The 24,988-nt window shown below is 35.3% G+C and carries 21 protein-coding genes; 14 read left to right on the top strand and 7 right to left on the bottom strand.

Going from position 1 to position 24,988, the window contains the following annotated elements:
- Positions 1-8 precede the first annotated feature (8 nt).
- The 14 genes from yidD (at position 9) to N2201_01830 (ending at position 17,458) form a co-directional block, all read left to right on the top strand.
- Positions 9-218: a membrane protein insertion efficiency factor YidD gene (gene yidD / locus N2201_01895; GenBank protein ID MCX7784972.1), complete on the top strand. Its 210-nt coding sequence runs from the start codon at positions 9-11 to the stop codon at positions 216-218.
- A 50-nt stretch (positions 219-268) separates the two neighbouring features.
- Entirely contained in the window at positions 269-1,765 is a 1,497-nt protein-coding gene (yidC, locus tag N2201_01890) for a membrane protein insertase YidC (protein ID MCX7784971.1), read from the top strand.
- Entirely contained in the window at positions 1,744-2,337 is a 594-nt protein-coding gene (locus N2201_01885) for a KH domain-containing protein (protein MCX7784970.1), read from the top strand. Before yidC ends, N2201_01885 begins: the two co-directional genes overlap by 22 nt.
- Before the next feature lie 38 nt (positions 2,338-2,375).
- Positions 2,376-3,746, top strand: a complete 1,371-nt coding sequence (mnmE, locus tag N2201_01880) for a tRNA uridine-5-carboxymethylaminomethyl(34) synthesis GTPase MnmE (GenBank protein ID MCX7784969.1) — start codon at positions 2,376-2,378, stop codon at positions 3,744-3,746.
- 505 nt (positions 3,747-4,251) lie between these two features.
- The gene (locus tag N2201_01875) at positions 4,252-4,668 is read left to right on the top strand and encodes a hypothetical protein (protein ID MCX7784968.1); all 417 of its coding nucleotides are present in this window, start codon (positions 4,252-4,254) and stop codon (positions 4,666-4,668) included.
- A 144-nt stretch (positions 4,669-4,812) separates the two neighbouring features.
- Positions 4,813-5,268 (top strand): PTS sugar transporter subunit IIA, encoded by a 456-nt coding sequence (locus N2201_01870; protein ID MCX7784967.1) that lies wholly within the window; start codon positions 4,813-4,815, stop codon positions 5,266-5,268.
- A 312-nt stretch (positions 5,269-5,580) separates the two neighbouring features.
- Complete coding sequence (locus tag N2201_01865) at positions 5,581-6,765, top strand: ROK family protein (protein MCX7784966.1); 1,185 nt, start codon at positions 5,581-5,583, stop codon at positions 6,763-6,765.
- A gap of 311 nt (positions 6,766-7,076) precedes the next feature.
- A complete protein-coding gene (locus N2201_01860; GenBank protein MCX7784965.1) occupies positions 7,077-9,668 on the top strand; it encodes a cation-translocating P-type ATPase in 2,592 nt (863 codons plus the stop codon).
- 402 nt (positions 9,669-10,070) lie between these two features.
- Positions 10,071-11,564 (top strand): histidine ammonia-lyase, encoded by a 1,494-nt coding sequence (gene hutH / locus N2201_01855; protein MCX7784964.1) that lies wholly within the window; start codon positions 10,071-10,073, stop codon positions 11,562-11,564.
- 80 nt (positions 11,565-11,644) lie between these two features.
- Entirely contained in the window at positions 11,645-12,463 is an 819-nt protein-coding gene (locus N2201_01850; GenBank protein ID MCX7784963.1) for a V-type ATPase subunit, read from the top strand.
- A 243-nt stretch (positions 12,464-12,706) separates the two neighbouring features.
- Entirely contained in the window at positions 12,707-13,003 is a 297-nt protein-coding gene (locus N2201_01845) for a hypothetical protein (GenBank protein ID MCX7784962.1), read from the top strand.
- 102 nt (positions 13,004-13,105) lie between these two features.
- Positions 13,106-14,857: a V-type ATP synthase subunit A gene (locus tag N2201_01840; GenBank protein ID MCX7784961.1), complete on the top strand. Its 1,752-nt coding sequence runs from the start codon at positions 13,106-13,108 to the stop codon at positions 14,855-14,857.
- Positions 14,858-14,871: 14 nt separating this feature from the next.
- On the top strand, positions 14,872-16,260 hold the full coding sequence (locus N2201_01835; protein ID MCX7784960.1) for a V-type ATP synthase subunit B: 1,389 nt from the start codon (positions 14,872-14,874) through the stop codon (positions 16,258-16,260).
- A 1,033-nt stretch (positions 16,261-17,293) separates the two neighbouring features.
- Positions 17,294-17,458: a hypothetical protein gene (locus N2201_01830; GenBank protein MCX7784959.1), complete on the top strand. Its 165-nt coding sequence runs from the start codon at positions 17,294-17,296 to the stop codon at positions 17,456-17,458.
- Positions 17,459-18,172: 714 nt separating this feature from the next.
- Here N2201_01830 and N2201_01825 read toward each other — a convergent pair.
- From N2201_01825 to N2201_01795, 7 genes are all read right to left on the bottom strand, one after another.
- On the bottom strand, positions 18,173-18,910 hold the full coding sequence (locus tag N2201_01825; protein ID MCX7784958.1) for a UDP-2,3-diacylglucosamine diphosphatase: 738 nt from the start codon (positions 18,908-18,910) through the stop codon (positions 18,173-18,175).
- Between the two features lie 35 nt (positions 18,911-18,945).
- Positions 18,946-20,529, bottom strand: a complete 1,584-nt coding sequence (locus tag N2201_01820) for an AAA family ATPase (GenBank protein MCX7784957.1) — start codon at positions 20,527-20,529, stop codon at positions 18,946-18,948.
- Between the two features lie 113 nt (positions 20,530-20,642).
- Positions 20,643-21,854 (bottom strand): glucose-1-phosphate adenylyltransferase, encoded by a 1,212-nt coding sequence (gene glgC / locus N2201_01815; GenBank protein ID MCX7784956.1) that lies wholly within the window; start codon positions 21,852-21,854, stop codon positions 20,643-20,645.
- Positions 21,855-21,940: 86 nt separating this feature from the next.
- Entirely contained in the window at positions 21,941-22,483 is a 543-nt protein-coding gene (locus tag N2201_01810; GenBank protein MCX7784955.1) for a 2-oxoacid:acceptor oxidoreductase family protein, read from the bottom strand.
- A gap of 47 nt (positions 22,484-22,530) precedes the next feature.
- Positions 22,531-23,346, bottom strand: a complete 816-nt coding sequence (locus N2201_01805; GenBank protein ID MCX7784954.1) for a 2-oxoacid:ferredoxin oxidoreductase subunit beta — start codon at positions 23,344-23,346, stop codon at positions 22,531-22,533.
- Positions 23,347-23,382: 36 nt separating this feature from the next.
- Positions 23,383-24,486, bottom strand: coding sequence for a 2-oxoacid:acceptor oxidoreductase subunit alpha (locus N2201_01800; protein ID MCX7784953.1), 1,104 nt, complete (start codon positions 24,484-24,486; stop codon positions 23,383-23,385).
- Positions 24,487-24,528: 42 nt separating this feature from the next.
- Positions 24,529-24,774, bottom strand: a complete 246-nt coding sequence (locus N2201_01795; GenBank protein MCX7784952.1) for a 4Fe-4S binding protein — start codon at positions 24,772-24,774, stop codon at positions 24,529-24,531.
- Between the last annotated feature and the right edge of the window lie 214 nt (positions 24,775-24,988).

Below are 24,988 nucleotides of genomic sequence, written 5' to 3'. Positions count from 1 at the left end.
GTCGATTTTTGACATCTCTAATGATTATGCTAATTAATTTATATCAAACGCTTATTAGTCCTTTATTACCTAAAGTCTGTCGGTTCTATCCTTCCTGTTCAGAATATACTAAGTTATCATTAGAAAAATACGGATTATTGAAAGGTTTACTTTTAGGTTTCAAAAGAGTTTTGCGATGCCATCCCTTTGATGCGGGCGGATATGACCCAATACCATAAAAAATATATGAAAGACAATCCTAACAACTATTACAATAAGGTGTAGACGAATGAGTGATACTACCAGAATGTTAATTGGATTTATATTAATAATGCTGGTGCTTTTTGTTTGGCAGATATTTATATCTAAACCGAGACCCGTACAACCAACAAGTTCTCCTTTTTCTCCGAAGATAGCCGAAACCACCCACCCGGCTATCAAGGTGGATGATAATATAATAGAAACTGCGCCACGGAAAACTTCTTCAGCAGTTATTGCGGAAACTACTGTAATGTTAGAGACCAATGAGATGCGATTAGTATTTTCCAGTTATGGTGCAAGTATCAAATCTGTATTTTTAAAGAAATATTCAGTTGAACTCGTGCCGAACCAAACTTTAATTTTAGAAACTCCAATATCAATTAATCAAAATGAAGTTAACAACAATTGGTCCATACGATATAAAGATGATTCAACAGTCGTTTTCCAAAATTTTATGACTAAGAGTTATAAGTTACACAAAGATTATGTGATTTCCCTAAAGATTGCAGATACTAATTATAATCGAGTTTCCTATCAGATTGTTTATTCACCGGGATTGGCTTTGACGGAGTCGAATATCAAAGATGAATTGAAACATTTTATGATGTTTTATCAATCGAATGATAAAATAAAAAAACTTTCCGCCGCAAAATTAAAGTTAACCCAATTAAACAATGTTTTATGGGTTGGTCTGAAGTCAAAATATTTTACTAGTATCTTTGCCAGCAAGGATTCTTTGGGTATGGTTAGTATATATCCTTTAAGAGATGGCCGAATTGGTTATACTTACCAACCAAGCCGTAATCATCTTGCGGAATACATAATTTATTTTGGTCCTTTGGAATATGACATTTTGAAGAAATTTCATTTGGGATGGGAAACGATAGTTGATTGGGGCTGGACAAAAGCAATTAGTCTAATTATTCTGAGAATATTTAAATTTCTTTATAACATTTTTAAGAATTATGGAATAGCCATCATTTTTTTCTCAATTCTAATGAAACTTATCTTCTTTCCGCTAAGTCGGATGTCAATGAAACAGATGCGCCAGATGCAGCTGTTACAACCTAAGTTAGAAGAACTGAAAAGAAAATATAAAGATGATCCCCAAACTCTGAATCGAGAAACTATGCAATTGTATCGCCTTTATAAAATAAATCCTTTTTCCGGATGTTTACCGCTAATTGTTCAACTTCCAATTTTCTGGGCGCTCTATTCAGTGTTACAAAAGACAATTGAGTTGCGACAGGCTCAATTTGCTTTCTGGATTAAAGACCTATCAGTCAAAGACCCATATTATATTTTACCGATTTTAATGGGCGTCTCATTTTTAATTCAGAACTTTTTGACGAGCACCGATAAAAGGAATATGGTGCTTTTAATATTTATGCCTATTTTTCTTACTGTAATCTTTCTTAATTTTCCATCAGGATTACAGTTATATTGGCTATTTTTTAATTTACTCTCAATTGTGGAGAGTTTGATTAGCCGAGGAGGAGTAAAATGGAAGAAATTATCAGTGTAAACGCAGTAAATGCAAATCAAGATAAAAAACCTGAAGAAACCAATAAAGATGTTTACGAACAAAGTGTTGCTAATACAGTCAGCAATGCCGAAACTTCGATGGTAAAACAGACATCGGGAATCGATTTAGATAAAGAGATTGAAACAGTTGTCAAAACTATTATTGAGTTAATGGGCATCAGAGTGCAAGTTAAAGTAAGTTTAATGGAGGACCGCTATTATGTTAATGTGCGAAGTCGCTCGTCGGACGGTCTATTGATTGGAAAACGCGGAACAACTATTCAATCAATTCAAGCAATAACCAATCAGATAATGAAACACCGATTTCCTGAAGTACTCGATATTTTTGTTGATGTTGCAGGTTATCGAATGCGACGGGAGAATTTCTTAAAGAAAAAAGCATTGGCCGTGGCTAAAATTGTCTCAGACACGAAACGGGAAATGGCGCTCGATATTTTAACCGAACGGGAATTACGCATAGTCGAGAAAGAACTTGCACCGTTAGGAACAGTTAAAGTTTATAGTATCGGCAGCGGTAGCAAAAGGACTGTTGTTATCGCACCAAATGTTTAGTTGTTAGTTTCTGATAACGATTGGTTAACTGTTAGTCAATGTCCGATACGATTGCCGCCATTGCTACTGCACCTGGCCCCGCGGGGATTGCGGTTGTTCGTATTTCCGGCGAACAATCATTTTGGATCGCGAATAAGATATTCGTTGGTAAAATTAAACCTTCAGATGTCAAAAGTCATACGATTCATTATGGCTCAATATATAACCCTAAAACAAAACAATTAATTGATGAAGTGTTGCTTGCTGTGTATAAATCGCCAAATAGTTATACAGGAGAAGATATGGTCGAAATTTTTTGCCATGGCGGTGATTATGTCTCATCTTTAATTCTTGATATTGTTATAAGTAATGGTGCGAGGCTTGCCGAACCCGGCGAATTTACTAAAAGAAGAGTGCTTGCTGGAAAGATGGATATCACTCAAGCCGAAGCGGTATTAGATTTGGTCCAAGCGCATAATGCTTATCAACACCAGTTAGCAATACGGCAATTACAGGGCAGTTTATCCTCATATATTGCAAATATCCAGACTACACTTGTAACCTTGATTTCGCATTTAGAGCATTTATTAGAATTTGAAGAAGATGGCAAGGCTGTAAAATCAGAATACCAAAGGCTCTTATCAAAAATAAAGAAACTACGTCTTGAAATTGAAGATTTGTTAGCGAAAAATAAAGAACTAAAATTTTTGCGGTCGGGTGTAATTTGTCCGATTATTGGTCGACCGAATGTAGGAAAGTCTTCGTTGTTTAATCGGTTATGTGAGGCGGAACGAGCAATTGTTACAGAAATACCAGGGACTACGCGTGATAGTTTAGAAGCGTCAGTTTTTATTCAAGGTATCGCTTTTCATTTCATTGATACTGCTGGTTTGAAAACGATTAAAAATGCGAAAGGTTTTCGAAAGATTGAGGCTATCGGCATTGAAAAAACCAAAGATTGGCTTGAAAATGCCGATTTAGTCTTGGGTGTATTTGACAATTCATCGAGGATTCAAGACCAAGACGAAATGGTTTTTAATGCGGTTAAAACCAAACCTCATATTTGGGTTCTTAATAAAATTGATCTTAAACCGCGTTTTAATCGTAATATATTTAATGGCGACCAAATCTGTCTGGTTTCTGCAAAATTTAATGTAGGTATCGAGAATCTCAAAAAGACCATTGCTCGATGGTATCTAAAAAATATCAGACATAAGGTTATGGACGATATTCTCTTGTTAAATCACCGACATATAAATGTCCTCAGTCAAAGCGTAGTTTTGATAAAAAATGCAGAAAATGCGGGTTATTTAGATGCTACGCTTTTGGATTTAAGAAAATCGTTGGACCTTGTGGGCACAATTACGAATCCGGTAAATAATGAGGAAATCTTAGACGCAATCTTTAAACAGTTTTGTATTGGTAAATAATAGGTAGTGTATACTGTGGATTTTAATTTTTGTTGTGATTCTGTTCTAGTAAATAATAAACAATATACGCTTAGAATTATGTGGCTAACTTTATTAGAGTGACATTTCGGGATATGACTTTTGGTTGTCTTTTGCACCTTGTGAAAATTTTCAATTGTTCCGATAAAATATCTATATGACCCGGTACTTCTTAAGAAATATAGCGAAGAATCTTGGTTACGATAGGGTTTGGTGTGCAGAACATGTGGTGTTTTTGAAGGTAAAATGAAATAAACTTTTAGATATTGCATTAATATGTGTTTATTATTAAGATAAAACTATATAAAAATGAAAACAGAGAAAATATTTGAAATATATGTTTGTTATTAAGGTAATAATTATATAAAAATAGAGAGAATAAATTTGAAATATGAGATTATTATTAAAATAAAACTATATAAAAACGAAAACAGAGAAAATATATATTGAAATATGCGTTTATTATTAAGATAATAACTATATAAAAATGAAAATAGAGAAAATATTAGTCTATATTGAACCGAAAAACGACTTTCGGTCAGTAGCAATGTTCGCGATTACCCTTGCTCGTCATTATTCAGCACAAATCATTGCGGTGTCAATTATTAAACATCATTCTGCGACAGTTAGAAGTAGAACCGAAGATTACGCTTGGCAAAAACTTTATGAATTCGAAGAGGACGCCTTTGAAAATGAAGTTAAAATCTCTCTACTTTTAGAAGAAGTAGATGCACTTTCACGAAACAACATAACTAAAAAACTCGCCAATTTAACTCAAACTTTTCAACCGGATTTGCTTGTTTTATCTAACCAAGTACAATTGAATATAAGTAAATTTATTACTAACACTACTATCCCAACGGTCTTTGTTCCTCAAAACCATAATATACTTTGTCAAAAATAGAGCAAGAAAATATCAATGCAATAATGTCGTTTGTAAAAAATAAAAACAGATAATAAGAATCAGGGCGTTGTTAAGCCCAACTAATTAGATAGTATTTTATGATTGCGATATGAAAAAATTATTTATTAAAATGTAGGGGGCGGAATGCAAAAAATATCCGAGTTTTTAAGTCCGGATACAATAATCTTAGATGTCAAAAGTAATGAAAAAATTGAAGTAATAAAGGAATTATCTCAGGTGCTTATAGATAAAAATATCATAACAGATACTGAAGAGTTTTTTGCGGCAATCTTAAAACGCGAAAATTTAGAAAGTACTGGTATTGGACAGGGAGTTGCAATTCCCCATGCTCGAACCAAAGCGGTCAAAAATATTGCATTAGTTTTTGGAAGGTCTCTCTCTGGAGTAGATTTTTCCAGCCTGGACGGTCAACCTTCGTATTTGATTTTTCTTATAGCAGCGCCTGAAGATAAAAAAACCGAATACATTATGACTTTAGCCCGACTTTCCCGATTATTGAGAAAAGACGAAGCCCGAAAAAATCTCTTAGAAGCAAAATCAGCCGAGGAGGTTATAAAGACAATTAGTCAATACGAATAATTAATTAAGATTATCTAACAATTTTATTGCAATGTTTTTAACTAAATATAAAAATGAAACCAATTATCTTGGTTCGTAATTTAAGGTACAAAATATCAAGTGCAATATTAACCTTACCAATATAGCGTTATTTAGTTATTTATAATAAATACCAATATGTTTTAATATTCGTTTTTTCACAATAGATTCAAAATAATGTTTAATCGCAATAAAGAAAGACATTGAATTAAATAATAATAATGTAATGTTCAACAGTAATAAGAAAGATTATAAGTATAACAAGAAAAATGAATTATATAAAAATTCACCTGAATGAAAAAATATTTATTAGGTGTTGACTTAGGCGGCAGTTATCTCAGATTTGTTTTAGCCGAACCCGAAACCGGGAATATCAACCTATTTGGGGGTAAATGTTCTAAAAGAATCTACCTAAGTCCATTTTGTCAAAACAATAAAGAGTTAATACCTACTTCAAATAAGCAACTTTGTAATGTGGAGAAAATCACTGAATATATCATTAGTAAATTAGCAGATTATCTTCAAGAGATGAGTATAAAAAAAACACAAGTAGCTGGTATCGGAATATCGGTTGCTGGTAAAATAGAGTGCGATAATACTTTTATTGGTGCCAACATCCGATTAAAATCTGATTCTGATAAGGATAAGTATTGTAAGATTGATCTGGTATCAAGATTAAAAAAAATATTTTCGAATCGAATTAAAATCGTCATTGAAAATGATGCAACCGCCGCTGGGATTGCCCAAGCCAGTTATTATCATCAAAAAGGTCTTGACCCTAATAAGACTTTTTATGTTACGATTAGCACAGGAATTGGTGGTGGTGGTCCAAAACGAGATTTAGATGAAATTGGCCACATTCTTATTGATGGTTATTTCCCGGGGTTAAAATTAGCTTGCGGATGCGGTGCTTATGGCTGTCTGGAGACATTTGCCTCCGGGGAAGGTGTTAGAAAACAGGCGGTGAGAATTTTAGATATTTATTTTAATGAACCTAATACATTTAATGAATTAAGTGTCTTTGAAAAAATTCGAACGCAAAATAAATATGACCTGTCTCAAATCGTAAAAAAATCTCGACTTATCAGTCTTTATAATAAGCAGGAATTGACATCGGAAAGGATTTTCAAATTGGCTAATCTTGATAAAAAGAAGCGGAAAACTGACCAATTCGCCTATTATCTCATTGAAACTGCAGCAGACCGCTTGGCAAAAGTATTAGTTAGTATCTCCCACATTCACGATATCGAAAGATTCGGTCTGGGAGGAAGAGTTATTTTCAATAATCCCGGCTATTTAGAGTTAATTAAAAAGAAAGTAATATCATCTAAATTTTGTGAAGGTGTTTTCTCCAAACAACTGGTTGTTGAAATTACACCTTTGGGAGAATATATTGCTGATTATGGCGCTTTGTTTTTAGTTGCGAATCATCAGCATAAAAAACAATGGCTTGCGACCATTAGTAAAATCTACCGTTAATCATTTGTTATTCAAACTTATGTTAATACTCGGTAAGTATGCAATAGTTAACATAAATTTAATGGTTAAACAAGACAGAAGCCTACTAAATATCAAATATCAAGATGAACGTGTAAAATGCAAAAAGGATGTTATTTGTATTTTGATATGTCATTTTGGTTTTTGTATTTTTTACTTTAAGTTTTACTATGTTTTGCTGATACAGATGCGTGCCGTATGTTACATTTTTCAATGATGTCCAATTACATTTTGTCAATTTTTGTGGGCTTTTCTTATTTATTTTAATTTTAGACACAATAATTTGGTATTTTATGTCTAATTTAAACCTTAATAATATCCGAGGATTATCCGAGACCGAAGCATTAAATCGGCTCAGAATAGAGGGCTTTAATTCGCTTCCGACATCTCAAGACCGTAATGTATTAAAAATTGCCTTGGATATTATTAAAGAACCTATGATGTTATTATTAATTGCAAGTGGACTCGTTTATCTCATCTTTGGTAATACGATGGATGCATTGATGCTTTTAGGTTTTGTTTTTGTGGTTTTGGGCATTACATTTTATCAGGAAAGAAAAACTGAACGGACACTTTCCGCCTTGCGAGACTTAACGAGTCCTCGGGCATTAGTAATTCGGGAAGGAAAACAGAAAAGAATTGCTGGCCGTGAAGTTGTTCGAGGTGATATTATCGTGTTGAAAGAAGGCGACCGGGTGCCGGCAGATGCTGTAGTAATTTCGGAAACAAATCTTGTAGTTGATGAATCGATTTTAACTGGCGAATCAGTGCCGGTAAGAAAAATTGCTGGCGAAATTAATATTCCATTGAAACCTCCCGGAGGGGATAATCTACCTTTTGTTTATTCCGGAACCTTAGTCGTGCAAGGAACTGGTATCGGCTATGTTGTCGCCACAGGTATTAGGAGTGAAATTGGTAAAATTGGTAAAACCCTAAAGACCTTAGAACCTGAAGAAACACCCATACAAAAGCAGACTCGTCGATTAGTCCATGATTTTCTGCTTCTGGGAGTTATCTTGTCTATTGCTGTAGTTATCGTTTATGGATTGAGTCGGAAAGATTGGTTGCATGCATTTCTCGCTGGTATTACTTTAGCCATGGCAATATTGCCAGAGGAGTTTTTAGTGGTGTTAACAATATTTTTAGCCTTAGGGGCTTGGCGAATGTCAAAATATGGTATTCTTACTCGTCGAATCAAAGCAATTCAAACTTTAGGTTCTGCGACTGTCTTGTGTGTGGATAAAACTGGCACTTTAACACTTAATCAGATGAAGGTCCAACGAATTTTTGCTGCGGGTTGCTTTTATAATATCGAGAATAAACAAAATACTTATCTACCGGAAACTTTTCACGAATTGATTGAATATGCAATTCTTGCCAGCCAAAAAGACCCCTTTGACCCAATGGAAAAAGCCATAAGAAGTCTTGGTGTTTACACTTTATCGAATACAGAACATTTTCACGACAACTGGTTACATATTCGTGAATATCCTTTATCTAAAGACTTGATGGCTCTTTCCAATGTTTGGCAATCGCCAGACAAAGAAGATTATTTGATTGCAGCCAAGGGGGCGCCAGAAGCCATATTTGATTTATGTCACTTGAATTGCGATGAAATTGATAAACTAAACCAAACCATTAATCTGATGGCAAATGATGGACTTCGGGTGATAGGTGTCGCACGCGCTAAATTCCATAAGACACTTCCCCAATCTATGGTATCGGATACTAAAAATGAACTTCCAGATGGACAACATGATTTTAAGTTTGAGTTTTTAGGTTTAATTGGTTTAAAAGACCCAGTGCGGCCAAATGTCAGCGAATCAGTAAAAGAATGTTATCATGCTAAAATTCGGGTAATTATGATAACCGGAGATTATCCCCAGACTGCACAACATATTGCTCGTCAAATTGGTATTTGCGCTCCGGATCAAGTTATTACCGGCTCAGAATTAGAACAAATGACGGATAGCGAATTAAGGGAGAGAATAAAAACAACTAATGTCTTTGCCCGCATTCTACCCGAACAAAAATTGCGTATTGTTCAGGCGTTAAAAGAAAATGGCGAAATCACTGTAATGACTGGAGATGGTGTTAATGATGCGATTGCACTAAAGTCAGCTCATATTGGTATTGCTATGGGCGGTCGTGGCACTGATGTGGCTCGCGAAGCTTCGGCACTCGTTATATTAGATGATGATTTTTCATCAATTGTCAAAGCAATTAAAATGGGACGACGAATTTTAGATAATTTGAAAAAAGCAATGTCTTATATTTTAGCCGTCCATGTGCCAATTGCCGGATTATCGTTTTTACCAGTTTTATTTCATTGGCCATTGGTGCTTTTGCCAATTCATATTGCATTTTTGGAATTGATTATTGACCCAGTATGTTCAATTGTATTTGAAGCAGAGCCAGGTGAGGAAGATATTATGAATCGGCCACCGGTTAGTATTAAAGAACCATTATTCAGCAAAAAAAATATTTTGATAAGTTTTCTTCAGGGTTTTATCGCAATGTTAGCAGTCATTGGTGTATATCTCTATATATACTATCAGGGACATGGTGATGCGGAAGCAAGGGCTTTGGGTTTTACTACAATTGTGGTGACTAATCTGGGTTTAATTCTTGCTAACCGGTCTTGGACTAGACCATTTTGGAATAAACTCTTTACGACAAAAAACTATGCACTGCGTTGGATATTTGGTATCACAATTCTCTCTTTGGGCTTAACACTCTATATTCCAGGACTCAACAAGATATTTCGATTCGCACCACCCTCTCCACTTCTTCTGTTTGCATCAGTTATTGCGGCGGTAGTAAGTATTCTTTGGTTTGAAGTTTTTAAGATTATTATTGGTCGAAAAAAAATTGAAGGTAGATAAATTAAAACCTGCGGTCGCACACTATTTTTATAATTTTTACGTTTGACAAATTGTACGCAGACAAAGTATAGCGAGCTTCAGAAAAATTTCTTTTAATCATTAAATGCAAAAAGCACAACGATACCAATGTAAGCCTTAGCATAAAAAAACAAAGGTCACCGTAAATAAACAATTGCCCAAAGCAAAAGGATTTTCACAGGATTAAACTCTGGCATTAAGAAGTTTCCGTTTCTCTTCCATCTTGGCGATTTTTCAAAGTCCCATTTTTTACTTGACAGTTAAATAAATGTTGTTATGCTACATAGATTAATAGTGAAGAATATTTATAAAAAAGGTATAACAATGATGTTTCGTTGTTGAAAATAAATATGAAGTTTAACCGAATAAAGTAAGGCAATTAAAATGGTACTGATTCCACAGCCACAATTAGATTTTGAAACAATTAAAGCAGTTGCTCAAAATAGAACAAATGTTGGTTTGAACAAGAAGAGTATTGCCCAGATTATAAAATCTCATTCTCTGGTTAATCAAGTAGCAAAAGGGAAAACGCCGGTTTATGGAGTAAATACGGGTTTTGGTGCGTTGGCTAATATCTTATTGGAAGAAGATAACATCAAAGACCTGCAAAAAAACTTAATTTTATCCCATGCGGTTGGTGCCGGCTCTTTTATAAAAAAAGAGATTGTTCGAACCGCAATGTTTTTAAGAGCCAATATGTTGGCCAAAGGGTATTCCGGCGTTAGACCGCAATTGATTAATCTTCTGTTGACGATGTTAAATAAAGATATTGTACCTTTGGTTCCTGAGACCGGTTCAGTGGGTGCTTCTGGTGATTTAGCTCCTTTAGCCTTTATTGCGCTGACACTTTTGGGTTATGGTAAGGTGTGGTATCAAAATAAAATGATGCCAACAAAATCGGTTTTTAAGCGAGCCGGAATAAATCCATTAAATTTAGAGCCAAAAGAAGGACTCGCATTAATCAATGGTACTGAGGTAATGAGTGCATCCGGTGTTTGGGTTGTATCCGAAGCAAGGTATTTGACGAAAATTAACGATATTGCCTCGGCAATGAGCATAGTCGCATTACAAGGGAAAATCGAACCTTTTGATTTGAGAATAATGAATCTTAAACCCCATCCAGAACAAACTATTACTGCCAAAACTCTCTTGAAATTATTATCCGGATACACTCCTAACAAAAAACAAGTTCAGGACGCGTATTCTTTACGATGTATCCCTCAGGTGAGTGGCGCCGTAAAGATGGCGATAAATTTTGCAAAGCAGATTGTCACTACTGAACTAAACTCAGTTACAGATAATCCAATCATTGTTGATAACACAATTATTTCCGGAGGTAATTTTCATGGACAGGCATTATCTTTAGCAATGGATTGTTTGGCAGTGGGATTAACGACTTTAGGGCTTATTTCAGAACGGAGAATTTTCCGGCTTTTGGATGATAAACTTTCTGGGTTACCACCATTTTTAGTCAAGGACGCCGGAGTGAACTCAGGGTTGATGATGTTACAAGTTTTAGCGGGCGCACTTTGTGCCGAAAATAAGGTCTTAAGTCATCCGGCTTCAATTCAGTCAGTTTCAACTTCAGCATCCCAAGAAGATTTTGTTAGTATGGGAATGACCGCGTGCAATAAAGTTCAAAAAATTTTAGAGAATGTTCTTACGATTTTGGCTATTGAAATAATCTGTGCCCGGCAAGCTATTGAACTGGCAAAATATAAAGTGCCTTCAAAGTTAGATAAATTTTATAAGATATTTTCCGATAAAGTGCCATTTATTACCAAGGACCGTTTATATCAAGATGATATTGAACAAGTTAAAGACTTATTACTAAAAGACGGATTTCGAAAACTACTGGATGACACCATTCATTTATAAAAATTGTCTTATTATTAATATGAAATTGTACAGACTAAAATCTTATTAGAAAAAGATGAATTTATGGGATTACTTAATAAATGATTAGATTCTCAAATATTAGTGATTATGGATTTGCCATTGGTCGAGTCCGGGCTCGAGAAAGTAAACTGCTCAAGCGTAGTGATTTCGAGAAAATTATTGATGCTGATAGTGAAGATGGATTGCTTTCATTAGTCAAAGAGCGTGACCAAGCCGATGTGTCAGAAAAAGAATTTCCGTCAAAAACAAAAATGATTGAGTATCTTCTTAAGCAAAACTTAGAGGAAAATCATAAATTCTTTGCCCAATATTGTCATGAGCCATTGGTCAAAGAACTTTTCTTAAAGACGCCAATAAAACAGACACAGCGCATTATCGCTATCTTATACGCTCTTGACAATGAGTTTCTTAATCAGTATTTTATTACCACTTTTGATTTAGAAAATATTAGAAATTTCGTGCGAATAAAATATTTTGCAGAAAAAGAAAAACAAGATACTAAAAATCAAAGTATAACATATACTAACATTTATCTTAGGGGCGGCGGTATTCCATTACAGGTGTTTTTAGGCCTATTTGATGAAAATTGGGATGGAATCTTACGCTGGATTAATAGTATTAAATATCAAGATGCAATTGAAGATGGTGTTAATTATCTATTGAACAAAAATTCATTTCGCAGACTTGAACGTCGAATCGAAGAAAAAAAGCAAAAGGTTTTATATCTATCTCGTTTTGCAACTTTCGGCTATGAGCCTTTGGTCGGTTATTATCTGGTTCGGGATACGGAACTGAAAAACTTAAAGCAAATATTTTATGGAATTTTATCTAATACCCCAAAAGAATTGATGCGAGAAAGTGTCGCTTGGATATTATGAAAATTTCGCAGTTGGTTATATTTAATTTTACGACGAAGATACCAAGACATCAGAGAAATAAATTTAGATTTTCTTTTTCTCTGTGCGCTCTATGGTTCGTCAATGTGATATACTTATAGAGAAATGATTGCAATTTTAGGTGATAGAGATATAATTCTGCTATATCATAGAGATATAATTCTGCTATATCAGCAATGGTATTTTAAGATATTTCTCTGGTTACTTTAGTCTATTATTAAGAAAATGATAGCAATTATAGGAGATAAAGATACAATTCTACCGTATCGGGCATTAGGTTTTAAGATTTATCCTTGTGATTTACAATCAGCCCGAGCCTCAGTCGAAAAGGCTTTAATTGAAAATAAAGTAATATTTTTTACGCCAGAAATATTTCCAGTGCTAAAAGATTTGATAAGTCAATTTAGTAAAAGTCCTCTGCCTTGTTTTGTTGCTTTGCCTTCACTTGAAGAAAAAGTATCTGAAGAACGCATTAGGGAAATTGTCAAAAAAGCCACAGGAACTGACTTGTTAAAAAAATGAAACAGAAGTTTTCTGCTAATGAGACACGAGATTGCAAGAGAAACTCCGTACCGCTCTCTCTTTTTTGTGTCTTTGCGTCTCTGTATTATATCACTCTAATTTATGGGCACAATAATTAAAGTTGCTGGTCCTTTAGTCGTGGCCAAAGGAATGAGTCAAAGCAAAATGTATGATATTTGCCGGGTTTCGGATAAACGATTGATCGGCGAAATTATTGAATTGAAAGGTGATTTAGCATCAATCCAAGTTTACGAAGAGACCGATGGTATTGGACCAGGTGAACCAGTGGAACCGCTCTTTACCCCTTTAATGGTTGAACTTGGGCCCGGCCTAATCGGTTCAATTTATGATGGAATTCAAAGGCCATTGGATATTATTTATCAAGAACACGGTGATTTTGTGCCACGGGGAATTGAAGTGCCATCCCTGGACACTAATAAAAAATGGCACTTTATTCCAACTAAAAAAATTGGCGAGAAAGTAGTTGCTGGAGACATAATTGGTGAAGTTGAAGAGACTGTCTTAGTGAAACATAAGATAATGATTCCATATGGCATTCAAGGTGAATTAGTTTCAATTAGACAAGGAGATTTTACCATTAAGGAAACAGTTGCTGAAGTGAAGACCAGAGATGGTATTAAACCAATAACAATGTTACAAAAATGGCCGGTGCGTCGGCCAAGACCTTATAAACGAAAACTTCCGCCAGATGAACCACTTTTAACTGGCCAAAGAATCATTGATGCATTCTTTCCGATTGGAAAAGGCGGCACGGCCTGTGTCCCTGGACCATTTGGCTCAGGTAAAACTGTGATTCAGCATCAATTTGCTAAATGGGCTGATGCACAAATCATTATTTTCATTGGTTGTGGAGAACGAGGAAATGAAATGGCAAGTGTGCTTTTAGAATTTCCTGAACTCAAAGACCCCAAATCCGGGGAACCGTTGATGAAACGAACTGTTTTAATTGCTAATACCTCAAATATGCCAGTTGCTGCCCGAGAAGCATCAATCTATACCGGAATTACCATTGGCGAATATTTTCGTGATATGGGATATTCCGTCGCCTTACAAGCGGATTCGACTTCACGCTGGGCAGAAGCGCTACGTGAAATTTCCGGACGGTTAGAAGAGATGCCTGGAGAAGAAGGTTATCCAGCATATCTGCCAGCAAGAATTGCTGAATTCTACGAACGCGCCGGCAAAGTCGAAACCTTAGGTCAAGATTGTCGATACGGTGCATTGTCTGTAATCGGTTCCGTTTCACCACCAGGCGGTGATTTGTCTGACCCAGTGGTTCAAGCAACCTTAAGAGTGGTTAAAGTCTTTTGGAGCCTTGAAGATAAATTAGCCTTTAAGCGGCATTTTCCAGCGATCTCTTGGTTAACATCTTATTCACTATATTCAGAGAGTCTGCGAAAATATTTTGAAGAAAATTTGAGTGCAGTTTTTCCTAAAGAGGTGGAACACGCACTTTACTTGTTAGAAAGAGAAGCCGAATTAGAAGAGATTGTCCGATTGGTCGGCAAAGACACTTTAACACCTCAAGACCGATTAATTCTGGAAATTGCCCGCTCAATTCGGGAAGACTTCTTGCACCAGAATGCTTTTTTAGATATTGATACCTATACATCAATTGAAAAACAATCAGCCATGCTGAAAATTATTCTCTATTTTTATGAAAAAGCCCGTAATATTTTAGATAAGACGCCTCAAGAAAAACAATTAGAGAAAATTAATGAGATTGAGAAATTACCAATTCGAGAAAAGATTGCTCGAATGAAATTTACGCCAGAGACCGAACTTCAGAAAATATTAGAACTAAAACAAGATATTGATGAAGAGTTAAAATAAACAGCAGAGACTGAATTATGTTAGAGTATCGAACAATTAAACAGATTTCCGGTCCTTTGGTTTTAGTAGAAAATACGGCTAATGTAAAATATTTGGAATTAGTGGAGATTGTTTTAGAAGATAACACAGTTCGTAATGGTCAGGTATTAGAAGTTTTTGAAGATAAAGCCCTGATTCAAGTTTTTGAAGGAACTACGGGAGTTGATGTTGAAAAGACGAAAATTAGATTTTTGGGCAAAGGTATTAGTTTAGGACTCAGCCTCAATATCTTAGGACGGATATTTTCTGGATTAGGTAAACCTCGCGATGGCGGTCCTGAAATTATTCCTGAGCATTGGCAGGATATTACTGGTTCGCCGATTAATCCTTATGCCCGAGAATATCCGAATGAATTTATTCAAACTGGCATTTCCGCAATCGATGGATTGAACACCTTGGTACGGGGTCAGAAACTACCAATTTTCTCTGGGTCAGGATTACCTCACAACCGATTAGTCGCCCAAATTATCCGACAAGCAAAAGTTTTGACTTCAGATACGACTAAAGAAAACAGTGATTTTGCGATTGTTTTTGGAGCAATGGGAATTACTTTCGAAGAAGCCCAATATTTTATTGAGGATTTGAGTAATTCCGGCGCATTAGCCCGAACGGTCTTTTTCTTAAATTTAGCAAATGAACCAGCAATTGAGCGCATTGCTACTCCCCGATGTGCGCTTACCGCTGCAGAATATTTGGCATTCAAGTGTAATATGCATGTCTTAGTGATTCTTTCTGATTTAACTAATTATTGCGAAGCACTACGGGAAATTTCAACTGCTCGAAAAGAAGTTCCAGGTCGAAGAGGTTATCCCGGTTATCTTTATACTGATTTAGCCACAATCTATGAGCGCTGCGGAAGAATAAAAGGCAAACCCGGCTCAATTACAATGATGCCGGTTTTAACAATGCCTGAAGATGATAAGACCCATCCCATACCTGACTTAACTGGTTATATTACCGAAGGCCAGATTATTCTTTCGCGTTCTTTACACAAAAAAGGAATTTCGCCACCAATTGATGTTCTGCCTTCATTATCTCGACTTAAAGACCGTGGCATTGGTAAAGGAAAAACACGCGAAGACCATCCTGATTTGTTCAATCAACTATTTGCCGCTTATGCTCGAGGTAAAGAAGCCGAAGAACTCAAAGTAATCTTAGGTGAAGCCGCATTATCAGAAATGGATAAAATCTATTTAGAATTTGCCCAAACCTTTGAAAAAGAATATGTTTCTCAAGGAGAATACGAAGACCGAACCATTGAACAAACCTTGGATTTAGGTTGGAAACTACTAAGAGTTTTTCCTCGGTCAGAACTGAAAAGAATCCGAGAAGTATTTTTAGACAAGTACTTTACTACCGAATAGACATAATTAGTCTAACCTTATAAATCTCATAGTATTAATACAAAATTTGTTAAGAAGTTGAAGTAAATAGGGGCTAGCCCGGGGCTAACCCCCTCTTAGGTCTTTGCCTGGTTTATTCTAACTACAATTAGGCACTGGTTTTGCGGTGTATTATCTTATATGCGGATATAAGGGTCGCATATCAGTTAGCCGAGTTCGTTTCATTGAATTTCTTCAAGCATCTATATTAAATAGATAACCTTTAGAACTGTATTGACCACTATTAAAAACCCTTTTACATTTTATATCAATTATCATTGGAAAAACTTGGATAGATTATGTATAAAAAAACCAGCCAGAAAATCTGTTGGAAATTTAATTAGAACATCAGAAACTTTATATGGAAAATCCTTTAAGTTCTGAATTCGATTAAGGATAAAAAGCGATTTTTATCAAATATTGACTTTTGATAAAAATGGATAATGCAATGTGTCCAAGAGATACTATACAGTTTATGAGATTTAATTATAATGGATATGTGAAACAGGTCTTGGCGCCGCACCATAAATTTATTGTATAAAACTACAGATTAGATTGATTGAGCAGATGATAGTGGAATCGAAAAAATAGAAAAAGATAATAGCAAATATAAGTACTCAAGGAAAAAAGGAGAAATTATGACCGACGAAATTATTAATAAAATGAAACTATTAGAAAATGTTCCAATTTTGTTTTACACCGAAAATAAGCCTATCTAATATAATTGAGGTTGAAAAAGAAGCATTGAAATTGTTTTTTAAATATGCATATGGTGGGAGGGCTAATGTGTCCAAGTCGTTTTTTTTGTTTTGGCCGCACACTGTATATAAGAATTTTCACCTGAATTAAACGAGTACAAAGAAGAAATCTAAAATAGATTCGAATCACTTATGCCTTCCACCCCAAAAAATTCGCCTGCAATCAAATAAAAAATTAAATCCGCGATACTCAAAAAAACAAATATAGAAAATCCGCAGATGAAGTTTTTAATTTCAAGGCAATTTATCAATCACTATTGGCAGGACGTGTTTCTGAAGAATATAATATGTTAATGGGTATTACCGGTGTTAGTTCTAAAATAGCGGCATTTTTCTTACGAGACATTGTGGACTTCAGTAATATTGATATATCGGAATGGAATTTAGAACAATTATGTTTTCTACAACCAATTGATATGTAGGTTCGAGCCTTCGCAAAAATATTAGAATTAAGCGAAGAAAATCCTCCACAAGGGTTTTATAAAAAATTAGGGTTTCCTAAACATAGAAAGCAAGATGTCGATGATGATGTCAAGTTCATTTATGACATTTGCAAAATATGTGTTGATAACAAAATAAATCCCTTAAAGTTTAATCAAGGAGCGTGGTATTTGGGGAGTCAGATAGCGGGGACTGAAAAACTTCTAAAAAAATTATTAAAAAATCAAGAAGAAAATATAAAAGAATATGTATTACATTTTGAAAAGATTTACGCAGGTGACTGGCGGCCATGGAGAGAGAAAGTTGATAAGATTTTGGCAAACATTAAATAAGGCATATAATCGGATAAACGGAACGGTTCTCTTTTGTAATCCTTATTAATCTCAGCAAATATTTAAAGATTTGTGAAATAAATTGACTTCGCTCTATTTCGCCTCTGCTTCGTATTTAAAATAGACATACGAAATCAAGGATTTACCCTGAAATCACTTCAGAGATGCTGAATTAAATTTAGAATGACATCTGGGAAAAATTGTGTTAATGAGTAAAATCATTTGAGTGAAGATTATTTGATAAATTTAAACAATTCGTACTTTCATAATGACATTGAATAGATTCAGAATAGAATTTCTGTTGGATGCAGAATTTTCCATGAGATTTTTACTTTTCGTAACCCAATGCAAGTTGTGTTTGCGCTAACTAAATCTCTCCAGGGATAGTTTGTTTTGATTTAAGATGCCATAACTGAAATTATTAATCCAATCACCGGTGTTTAGATAATATCCTTGACCTATTTTTTCTAATCTGGGCTTATGCGTGTGCGACAAAATTACGATATCATAATTCTCTTGGGATATTTTCTTTTGAGCAAATTTTAGAAACTTATTATCTAAACCCGTCTGAAATCTTAACCGGCTGCTAAAATTAGAAAGAATTTTACTAAAAATAAAGGCTAATTCCAGACCGATTAAAGAGAATAATAATAGAGGTATTTGAGAACGATAAATTTTTAAGGTCATAGAAGAAAAACCGGACGAGTTAATTTCTTCGCCATGCCCGAGATAGACCTGTTTGTTATTGAGTGATATTGGATTGAACTTATCAAGAACCGTAAATTCAAACTTTTGCTGAAAAGTCTCTTTTAAGTGGTAATCATGGTTTCCAGGCAAAAAATATATTTTTATACCGACTGCTTTTAGTTGCCGAAGTTCTTTTAGGATGATGTTGTTTTCGATTATTTTTTTATGTGTAGTTAAAGCCAAGACTGCCCAAAATTCAAACAAGTCGCCTAAAATAAACAGATGAATTTTGGATTGTTGGTCTGTTGTTTGGGCTTTAAGCCGTTTGAAAAAATTTAACAGTTTATTTTTATGTATTCGATTGGGTATACCTAAATGAACATCGCTTATAAAATAGTATTGGTTGGGATACATATTTGGACTAACCGTTCTCTGTTAATGGCGATTCGTTAACTACTGAGTTTTTTAAGTAGTTTTTTTATTTTTTGAATATTTCGGGTTAGTGATTTTGATGTATCAATTTCTAAATAATTTTTCCGAGATTTTATCTTATTAAAATTTTCTTTGATTTTGTAGTAGATTTCTGGGGTAGCATCAGATAAAGAAAATTCATTTTCCCGTTTCTTCATTCGTGCCATTACTATTGGTTCCGGACATACTGCATTAATTGTAATTAAAGGGACTTTTGTCTTTTTCGCAATTGCTTTTACTTCATCTCTTGATTTTTGCAAAGAGAAGGTCGCATCGACAATACAAGTTCTGTTTTGCTTAAGGTAATTAACCGTGCGGTGATACATTTCTTCATAAGTCTGTTTAGAAACTTCAAAGGTATAAATTCCTTTGCCATAACCTTCAAAACGATGCACTTCAATGGGCGTGTTAGTTATTTCTTTGCGAATTATATCCGTGCATAAGTGATAGGCTTGAATCTCCTTAGATAGATGTTGTGCTAAATAGGTTTTACCGACACCAGGAAGTCCCATTATCATAATTAATTTTGGTTTGGTAAAAAGATTTTGAGCATATGTGAAGGCTAATTCAAAATAAGATTGAGCAGTTGTCTGGGCTTGTTTTTTATCTTGATTAGAAATACCCGGATCCTTGAGATTAAAACTTGTTACTTTGCCACGCACATAAGCCCGATAACATTTATAAAAATCTAAAAGTTTCAGCATTTCCCAATCTTTCGTATAATGTAAGTATCGAGCGATAAAGAAGTCGGCTAATTCCTTATGGTTATAGAATTCTAAGTCCATAACAAAAAATGCTACTTCGGAAGCAACATCCGAACAGGCAAAACGAGGGTTGAATTCCAAACAATCAAAAATATAAACCTTATTGGTGACAAAGATATTTCGAGAATGTAAATCACCATGACATTGTTTGATTTTATTATCTTCGAGCCGTCGGTTGAATAACTTCTGATTTTCCGTCATAAACTTCTCTACAGATTGCTGAATTCTTGAGAATATCTTTTTACTAATTGTGATGTTTCGAAATTCTTCAGTCTGAGCAAAATTCTCATCCCAATTATACTTGATAATTTCTAAACTACCAAATTTACGAATCGATTCTTGGGTTTCTGTTTCGTTGTGAAATCGAGCAATTGTTTCGGCAATTTTAGCAATGGTTGAATAGGTGACTTGATTGTTTTGCAAACGATAAGTCATAATCGCTTCTTGAGGCAATTCGGCCATTTTAATAGCATAATCAATAATTTCATAAGAAGGGTCGTTATCTGAAGTTATTGTGATTAGATTGCCTTTTCGATAAATTGGAATTATGCCATAATAAATCTCGGGCGATAATTTTTGATTGATGCGGAATTCTTCATTGCAGAAATATTCACGTGCGGATATGCTGGTATAATCTAAGAAGCCAAAAAAGACCGGTTTTTTTATTTTGTAGGCGTATTTACCGGTGAGAAACACCCATGAGGTATGGGTTTGAATCAATCGGACTTCTTTAACATCACTTCCCCAAAATTGTGGGTTAAGAAGTTGGGAAATGTAAGGTTGAACTGTGTTAGCCATTAGTCATTAGCATTTATAATTAGGCACTTATCATATTAGGTATTATTACTATTCTTGATTCAGTGACAAAAAATCTTTTCCGGTTATCTCTAAGATTATGTCAATAATCATTATTATATTTGCTTTTCTTTAGGAATTACGACGATACCTGATTCAGTAACGAAAAATCTTTTTCGGTCTTCCTCAAGATTATAGCCAATGGTCATGCGTTCAGGTATTTTTACGCGTTTGTCAATAATCGCTCGCCGAATTTTGGCGTATCTGCCAACTTGAACACCTTCCATTAAAATTGATTCTGTGACCTCGGCAAAAGAGTTTACCTTGACTAAAGGCGAGATTACGGAGCGCTCCACTCGACCGCCACTAATAATTGCGCCGTTTGAGACTAAACTGTTTATTGCAAGACCAACGCGGCCAGATTTGGTATCATCAAAAACAGTCTTTGCTGGTGGATAGGTGTATTGTGCAGTTCTAATCGGCCAACGTTTGTCATAAAGATTAAAGATTGGTTCAACTGAAACTAAATCCATATGGGCGGAATAATAATCATCAATCGTTCCAACATCCCGCCAATATTTTATCCAACTTCGGTTCTCGTCAACAAATGGATAACCGAATACTTTATAACCTTTAATCATTTTCGGAATTATATCGCGTCCGAAATCATGAGTCGATTTAGCATCTTCAGCATCGACCATTAGTGTTGAAACTAATGCTGGTGTATTGAAAAGATAAACTCCCATTGAAATCAATGCCTTATCTGGTTTATCCGGCATTGGTTTTGGGTCTTTGGGTTTTTCTTGAAAGCCAATAATCCGATAATTTTTATCGATTTCTAAGACACCAAAACGATGGGCTTCCTGAATTGGAACCTCATAAAGCGCAATAGTCATATCCGCATTATGCCGGCGATGATACCGCAACATCTTGCGATAGTCCATCTTATAAATGTGGTCACCAGATAGAATAAAAACATAATCCGCGGGAGCATTTTTTAAAGAATAGAGATTCTGATAAACTGCATCTGCAGTGCCAAGATACCAGTCACTTTCAATTCGTTTCTGTGGAGGTAAACAATGGATAAATTCGCCTAATTCAGGTACAAACACATCCCAGCCCGCATAAATATGCTTTTCTAAGGCAAATGATTTATACTGAGTAAGCACAAAGATTCGTTTTAACCGAGAATTAAGACAGTTAGAAAGTGTAAAATCGATAATGCGATAAATACCACCAAAGGGAACCGCCGGTTTAGCCCGATCCTTGGTTAAAGGATAAAGTCTTTCGCCTTGCCCCCCAGCCAAAATAAAAGCAAGAACTTGCATCTAATAATTTTATTAAATCAAATTGAAGCCATTTTTAATTATTAGTAGTTAAATGGTAATTGAACCATAAGATTAGAATAAGATTATCAAATAGTCTGAGCTTGGCTTTTAGCAATTTCAACGCCAAGTTCTAAGGCTTGGAGATTTGATTCAATGGTTGCTGGTGGCACACGATGTTGTAATGCTTTTTTGAGCGAATCAATACTAACTATCTTCGTAATTTCTGAGATGGCACCCAATAAGACTATATTGGTAAATATTTCCCGACCGAATCTTTGACGAGTCGTTTGGGATAAAGGCAGGCCAAAACAAACTTGTGCGAGACATCGCTTAACATAAAAACTATCAAAAATTACAATGCCATTATCTTTTAAATCTTTCAAGTAAGCGTCACAGGCTTTTTGAGAAAGGCAAGCGAGGATATCTATTTTGCGTGGTTTCGGGTATAAAATTTCTTCAGTAGAAATGATAACATCAGATTTCGAAGCACCACCGCGCGCTTCTGGACCATAACTTTGGGTTTGGATTACTTTTTTGCCTTCGTAAACACCTGCGGCTTCGGCAATAATGACACCAGCTAAGATTAATCCCTGACCGCCTGTGCCTGCTAAACGAATTTCTTTTCGCATATAATCATTATTTCTTTTTGTTAAATTTCCAATCAGATAACATTATATTATTTTTTCTTTTGTGCGGTCTCAACAACTTTCTTATACACTTCGTAAAATTCTGGTGCTTCAGTGTCGTGCAAAACACCGATAACAAATTTCCCTTCCGCATCTTTGGGTTCTTGAATTGAAGATGCAGTGATTGAGTTGTCTCTAAAATATTCAAGCATTTTTACTGCATCGCCCATTCGGTTTAATCGACCATAAAGTGTCGGACATTGAGAAACAACTTCAACCACGGCAAATCCTTTTTTCTTAATGGCTTGTTTGATTAATCCTTTAAGGTGAGGTGTATGATAAGTTGTACTTCGGGCAACAAAGACCGCACCTGCGGCTTTAGCCATTTCACAAATATCAAATGCTCTTTCGACACAACCATAAGGAGCGGTTGCGGCTCGTTTACCTTGAGGCGTTGTGGGTGAAAATTGTCCGCCAGTCATACCATAATTGAAATTATTAATTACAATTACTGTCATATCAAGATTTCTTCTCGCCGCATGAATAAAATGATTACCACCAATTGCCAGTAAATCACCGTCTCCGGCAATAACGATTACTTCCATATTGGGACGGGCAAGTTTTACACCAGTTGCTGAGGGAATTGCCCGGCCGTGCAAAGTATGGAAGGTGTCACAATCGAGGTAACCAGGAACACGCGAAGAACAACCAATACCTGAGACAACACAAACCTCATTTTTATTCAAGCCCGATTCATTAATTGCACGAACTAATGAGTTCATTGCTGAACCAATTCCACAACCCGGACACAAAATGTGCGGAAATCGGTCATCTAATCGTAAATAATCAAGGATTTCTGGTTTCATCGTAGCCAATAGATTGTAAATAGTCAAATATTTGTTTCATAATACTGCTAAAATTTCTTCAGGAGTTATCAATTCTCCATCAACCCGGTTGACGCCGACAACCTCGACATTTCGACCAACGGTGCTGGCAATTTCTTTTATTATCTGTCCCTGATTCATTTCCACCACAACTACTCGTTTAGCGTTTTTTAAGATCTCAGATAATTGTTGGTAAGGAAATGGCCAAATCATTATTAACCGTAAAAAGCCAATTTTTTTGCTATGGGCTGATTCATATTCTTGTTTTGCTTCTAAAGAGGTGCGGGCAGAACTGCCATAGGATATGATGACAGTGTCACTATCAACATCTAAATGTTCAAAACTATAAAGCCAATGTTTATTCTGGTCAATTTTATTTTTTAATCGCATCATCTTCCAAGCAATAGTTTTAGGGTCATTAGTTGGGAAGCCATCTTTACGATGTGTCAATCCTGAGATATGAATTCGATAACCATCACCAAAATGAGCAATTTGTGCATCATAATTGGTATCATCATCATAATGCAAATAGTCGTTAGCAGATTTAATTAGTTTCTTGGGTGTATCAATTGCAACTGATTTAGGCAAGGAGACGACTTCTCTCATATGACCAACGATTTCATCACTTAAAACGATTACAGGCAATCTCAAGCGTTCAGCAATTTCAACTGCTTTAATCGTTAATGAGTAAGATTCGGCGACACTCCAAGGAGTTAAAGCAACTGCTGGATGGTCACCATGAGTGCCCCATCGTGCGGACATAATATCACCTTGAGCGACTTTGGTTGGTAGGCCAGTAGCTGGTCCACCACGCTGGACATTAATAATTACACAAGGAACTTCAGTCATTACCGCATAACCAATACCTTCTTGCATTAAAGAAAACCCCGGACCAGAAGTTGCGGTCATTGATTTCATACCCGCAGCCGAAGCACCAATCATTGCACAGATACTGGCAATTTCATCTTCCATCTGAATAAAAATACCGCCGATTTTAGGAAGTTCTTCAGACATTATTTCCGCAATTTCTGTTGAAGGTGTAATCGGATAACCAGCGAAAAACCGTACGCCGGCTCTAATTGCACCTATAGCGCATGCCTCATTACCAGATAATAATTGCATATTTATTTATAGGTTCTGAATTATTTGTACTTTCTAGGATAATCATTTGCTCTTTTTGGGTTTAGTGACAAAGATTGCGAAATCAGGACAACGTAATTCACAGAGCATATCGCCATTACAAGCCTCGATATTACTGACATTAACCTTTAAGTCAGAGCCAATAGTTAAAACATCTTTAGGGCAGAACTCAACACAAATACCACAACCTTTACAAAATTCTTTAATAACTTCAATTTCAATACCAGACTTACTTTTGGTTACAACTGGCTTAGGATGATTTTTTTTCATCTTTTTTGTTAATTATTTATTAAACACCGAGGCTTAATTTTATATTTATTCAGAAACAAAATTAATCGAATAGTTTCATAGTATAGTTGCATTGTACCTGACAGATAGAATATAATCAAAAAAATCTAATCGTCAAGAAGGAAATTAAAAAGGTGAGAAGTATCTAATGAATCTTAATCTCGTAATATTGCAATAGAGTTAAATGTGATATTGT

The sequence above is a fragment of the candidate division WOR-3 bacterium genome, assembly GCA_026418155.1.
GTDB lineage: Bacteria > Hydrothermota > Tepidihabitantia > Tepidihabitantales > CAIPLT01 > JAOABV01.
This window is presented reverse-complemented; position numbering and strand designations above follow the sequence as displayed.